The 4,979-nt window shown below is 70.7% G+C and carries 4 protein-coding genes; all 4 read right to left on the bottom strand.

Annotated elements, in window-relative coordinates:
- Nucleotides 1–413, bottom strand: a 413-nt coding sequence (locus D183_RS25615; RefSeq protein ID WP_157835239.1) for a nicotinate-nicotinamide nucleotide adenylyltransferase, incomplete at its 3' end; no start/stop codon positions are given.
- Nucleotides 414–436: 23 nt separating this feature from the next.
- A complete protein-coding gene (gene holA, locus D183_RS0121710) occupies nucleotides 437–1,471 on the bottom strand; it encodes a DNA polymerase III subunit delta (protein WP_017910847.1) in 1,035 nt (344 codons plus the stop codon).
- A gap of 101 nt (nucleotides 1,472–1,572) precedes the next feature.
- Complete coding sequence (locus tag D183_RS0121705) at nucleotides 1,573–2,187, bottom strand: LPS-assembly lipoprotein LptE (protein WP_017910846.1); 615 nt, start codon at nucleotides 2,185–2,187, stop codon at nucleotides 1,573–1,575.
- 124 nt (nucleotides 2,188–2,311) lie between these two features.
- Nucleotides 2,312–4,954, bottom strand: a complete 2,643-nt coding sequence (gene leuS / locus D183_RS0121700; RefSeq protein WP_017910845.1) for a leucine--tRNA ligase — start codon at nucleotides 4,952–4,954, stop codon at nucleotides 2,312–2,314.
- Nucleotides 4,955–4,979 lie beyond the last annotated feature (25 nt).

Genomic DNA, 4,979 nt, shown 5'->3' with positions numbered 1-4,979 from the left:
AGCAGCGCCAGCGGCGCGTCGGCGCCGAGCTCGGCGCGCAGCTCGCGCACCGTGTCGATGCTGTAGGACGCCACGCCCGGCCGGGCCTGCGCGCGCCGCACTTCGTGCAGGTCCAGCACCAGCCCCGGCGTGTCGGCGATGGCCAGCGCCAGCATCGCGCAGCGCTGCTGCGCATCGGCGCCGGGGGCCGGCCGATGCGGTGGATCGGCCGCCGGCATCAGCCGCACCGGCACCCCGAACGCCTCCCGCGCCGCCCGCGCGATCGCCAGGTGGCCGTTGTGGATGGGATCGAAGGTGCCGCCGTAGATCAGATGCAGTGGTGGGGAATGGGGAATGGGGAATGGGGAAGAAGCAACAGCCGCAGGCTGCGAGGTCTCCGGCGAGACCACAGCGCCGCCGTTCCCATTCCCCATTCCCGATTCCCGGCTCCCGGCCGTCATACCACCAACAACCGCACCGCCCGCGCCTCGGCGATCGCCAGCAGCAGGCGTTCCAGGGCGATCCAGGCGTCGCCGTCGGCGCGGCCCTTGGCGATGCGGTCGATGCGGCCCGCCTCGGCGGCGAAGCGTTCCCAGCGGCGCGGTTCGGCGTGGCGCTGCAGGGCGCGCTTGAACGGCGCCTGCCGCGATTCCCAGATGCCCTGCCCCTTCATTTCCGCCGCCAGGTTGCCGCCGGCGGCCTGCACCTTGGCCAGGGCGGCGGTGCGCAGCAGCTCCTTGATCAGGATCGGCAGCAGCGCGGCCACCGCCTCGCCCTCGGCGCGCAGGCCGGCGAGCATGCGCCGCACCGCCGGCGCCTGCCCGCCGAGCGTGGCCTCGGCCAGGCGGAACACGTCGTAGCGGGCGGTATCGGCGACCAGCGACTCCATCGCCGCCACGTCCAGCCCCTGGCCGTCGGCCAGCAGGGCCAGCTTGTCGATCTCCTGCGCCGCCGCCAGCAGGTTGCCTTCCACCCGTTCGGCCAGGCGCTGCACCGCGCCGGCGTCGGCGCGCAGGCCCTTGCTGCGCAGGCGCCGCTCGATCCAGTCGCCCAGTTCGTGCGGCTTGATCGCCCAGGCCACGGCGATGGTGCCGATGCGCGCGACGGCGTCCGCCCACTTGCCCTGGTGCGCCTTGCTCCACTCGTTGCAGGTGATCAGCAGCACCACGTCCGGCGGCGGATCGGCACAGAACGCGCTGATGACCTCGCCGCCCTCCTTGCCGGGCTTGCCGCTGGGCAGGCGCAGCTCGATCAGGCGTTGCGCGCTGAACAGGCTGGGCGCATTGAAGCTGGAATACAGCTGGCCCCAGTCGAAATCGCGACCATCGGCATCGAACACCTCGCGCTCGCCGATGCCGGCAGCGCGCGCGCGGGCGCGCACCGCATCGGCGGCTTCCAGCACGCGCAGGGTTTCCGGACCGGCGATCAAATAGACCGGCTGCAGCGGCTGCGACGCCGGCTGGGTGGCGAGTTGTTCGGGGCGCAGTTCCATGACGACAGCCTACGCCGCTGCAGGCACATACGGCGAACGCCATGCGCCGGCAGCGAACGGCGTAGCCGCCGTGCGCGGCGGCGAAGGCAGCAGGGCCAAGCTCAAGGCTGCGGCGTGGTCGCCGGCTTGCCTGCGGCCGGGGTACCGTCGGCCGGCTTGCCTTCCACCGGCGTGCCGTCGGTCGACGGCGGCGCGGCGTTGACGTCCTTGCCGTCGCGCACCTGCGCGCGCACCACGCTGTCGATCCGGCGCAGCATCGAGGCCGACATCTCGCGGCGCAGTTCGTCGGCCAGGATCTCGCGCTCGGTGGAGGTACCGGTGGCGTCGGTCGGCGGGGAGACGTAGTCGCGCGACAGCTCGATCACCTGCTGCGGCACCAGCACGCTGCCGTCGGCGCGGCGGAACAGGAAGATCGCCGCGTAGCGCAGGCTGTATTCCTGGGCGCGGCCTTCGGCGTCGAGCGCGATCGGCAGATCGCCCCAGCGCTCGGACAGCACCTCCAGGCGGGCCACACCGGTGTTGACGTCCTTGGGCGCGATCTGCGCGCCGGCCGCGCGCAGGCCGCGCTCGAGCAGCTTGGCCAGCTCGCTGTACGGCGCCGAGGACACCACCTTCACCGACGGCGTGTCGGCCGGCAGGGTCAGCTTGTTGCGCAGGTGGAAACCGCAGGCGGTCAGGGACACCGCGAAGACGAGAGCGAGCAGGAGTCGGGTCATGGACACAGTCTGGAGGAGCCGGCTGGGCGCGGCAACAGGCGGCTAGCCTGCCGTACGCCGCGTGAACGCGGGTTGAGACCTGCCGCGCCGCACGGCCGCGACGCGGCCGCAGCGGCGCGCCGGCTCACGCCGCCACCAGGTTCACGATCTTGCCGGGGACGATGATGATCTTGCGGATGCTCAGCCCTTCCAGGAACTTGGCCGCATTCGGCTCGGCCTGGGCCAGCGCCTCGATCTGCTCGCGCGGGGTGTCGGCGCCGACCTCGATGGTGCCGCGCAGCTTGCCGTTGACCTGCACCGCCAGGGTCACCGCGTCGCGTACCAGCGCGGCCGGGTCCGGCTGCGGGAACGGCACGTCCTCCAGCAGCGTCGCCGGATGGCCCAGCGCCTGCCACAGCGCGTGGCTGGCATGCGGGGTGATCGGGTTGAGCAGCAGCACCGCCGCTTCCAGCGCTTCCTGGCGCACCGCGCGGCCCTGATCGCCGGCGTCGTCGAACTTGGCCAGCGCGTTGGTCAGTTCCATCACCGCGGCGATGGCGGTGTTGAAGCTGTGGCGGCGGCCGTAGTCGTCAGCGACCTTGCCGATGGTCTCGTGGGTCTTGCGCCGCAGCGCCTTGTGCTCGGCGTTGAGCGCGGCCGGGTCCAGCGCCGGCGCGGCGCCGTCGGCGACGTGCTTGTGCACCTGCGCCCACAACCGGCGCAGGAACCGCGCCATGCCGTCCACGCCGGCCTCGTTCCACTCCAGCGACTGCTCCGGCGGCGCGGCGAACATCGAGAACAGGCGCACCGTGTCGGCGCCGTACTTGCCGACCATCGCCTGCGGATCCACGCCATTGTTCTTGGACTTGGACATCTTCTCGGTGCCGCCGATCAGCACCGGCTGGCCGTCGCCGCGGTGCACCGCGCCGATCACCCGCGCCTTGTCGTCGCGCTGCACGTCCACGTCGGCCGGGTTGATCCAGTCCCTGGAACCGTCCGGGTTCTGCCGATAGAAGGTCTCGGCGATCACCATGCCCTGGGTCAGCAGGTTGGTCGCCGGCTCGTCGCTGTCCACCAGGCGCGCGTCGCGCAGCAGCTTGTGGAAGAAGCGGAAGTACATCAGGTGCAGGATCGCGTGTTCGATGCCGCCGATGTACTGGTCCACCGGCAACCAGTAGTTGCCGCGCTTGTCGACCATGTCCTTGGCGCCGGGCGAGGTGTAGCGCGCGTAGTACCAGCTCGACTCCATGAAGGTGTCGAAGGTGTCGGTCTCGCGCTCGGCCGCCGCGCCGCACTGCGGGCAGGTGGTCTTGCGCCATTCCGGGTCGGTCTTCAGCGGCGAGCCGGTGCCGCTCAGAGCGACGTTCTCCGGCAGCAGCACCGGCAACTGGTCTTCCGGCACGGGCACCGCGCCGCAGCTCTGGCAATAGATCACCGGGATCGGGCAGCCCCAGTAGCGCTGGCGGCTGACGCCCCAGTCGCGCAGGCGGTAGTTGACCCGGCGCTGGCCCTGGCCCTTGCGCTCGAAGCGCTCGGCCAGCGCCTCGAACGCGCCCTGGAAGTCCAGCCCGTCGAACTCGGCGGAATTGACCAGTTCCAGTTCGCGGGTCTTGTCGCCGTACCAGTCCTGCCAGCGGCTCGGATCGTAGCTGCGCTCGTCGTCGTTCTTCGGCGCCTTCAGCGCGATCACCTGGCGGATCGGCAGGGCGTACTTGCTGGCGAATTCGAAATCGCGCTGGTCGTGGCCGGGCACCGCCATCACCGCGCCGGTGCCGTAGCCCATCAGCACGAAGTTGGCGACCCACACCGGCACCTGCTCGCCGCTGATCGGATGCACCGCGGTCAGGCCGGTGGCCATGCCGCGCTTTTCCTGGGTTTCCAGCTCGGCCTCGGAGACGCCACCCTGCTTCAGCTCGGCCAGCAGTGCGGCCAGCTCGGGATTGGACTTGGCCGCGTGCAGCGCCAGCGGATGCTCGCTGGCGATGGACACGAAGGTCACGCCCATCAGCGTGTCCGGGCGCGTGGTGAACACGCGCAGCGGGTCCAGCGCGCTGCCGTCGGCGTCGCGCACGTCGAACTGGATCTCCAGGCCCTCGGAGCGGCCGATCCAGTTGCGTTGCATGGTCTTGACCGATTCCGGCCAGCCCGGCAACTGGTCCAGGCCGTCCAGCAGCTCCTGCGCATAGTCGGTGATGCGCAGGAACCACTGCGGGATCTCGCGCTTTTCCACCAACGCGCCGGAGCGCCAGCCGCGGCCGTCGATGACCTGCTCGTTGGCCAGCACGGTCTGGTCGATCGGGTCCCAGTTCACCACCGCGTTGCGGCGGTAGGCCAGGCCCTTGCGCATCAGCCGGGTGAACATGCGCTGCTCGTGCACGTAGTACTCGGGCCGGCAGGTGGCGAACTCGCGCGACCAGTCGATGGCGTAGCCCAGCGACTTGAGCTGGCTGCGCATGTGGTCGATGTTGGCGTAGGTCCACTTCGCCGGCGCGGTCTTGTTCTTGATCGCCGCGTTCTCGGCCGGCAGGCCGAACGCGTCCCAGCCCATCGGCTGCAGCACGTTCTTGCCGATCATGCGCTGGTAGCGGCTGATCACGTCGCCGATGGTGTAGTTGCGCACGTGGCCCATGTGCAGCGCCCCGGACGGGTACGGCAGCATCGACAGGCAGTAGAACTTGGGCTTGTCGGAGGTCTCGTCGACCTCGAAGGCGCGGGTGGCGTCCCAGAACTGCTGGGCGGAGGATTCGACCTGCTGCGGGTCGTAGGCGGTGGGCTCGACGGCGGACATGGAAACGGGCAAGGGCCAGGCGGCA

Origin of the sequence: Xanthomonas sp. SHU 199 (assembly GCF_000364665.1) — a bacterium.
GTDB classification, from domain to species: Bacteria; Pseudomonadota; Gammaproteobacteria; order Xanthomonadales; family Xanthomonadaceae; genus Xanthomonas_A; species Xanthomonas_A sontii.
The sequence above is the reverse complement of the archived record's forward strand: the minus strand, read 5'-3'. Positions and strand labels throughout refer to the sequence as shown.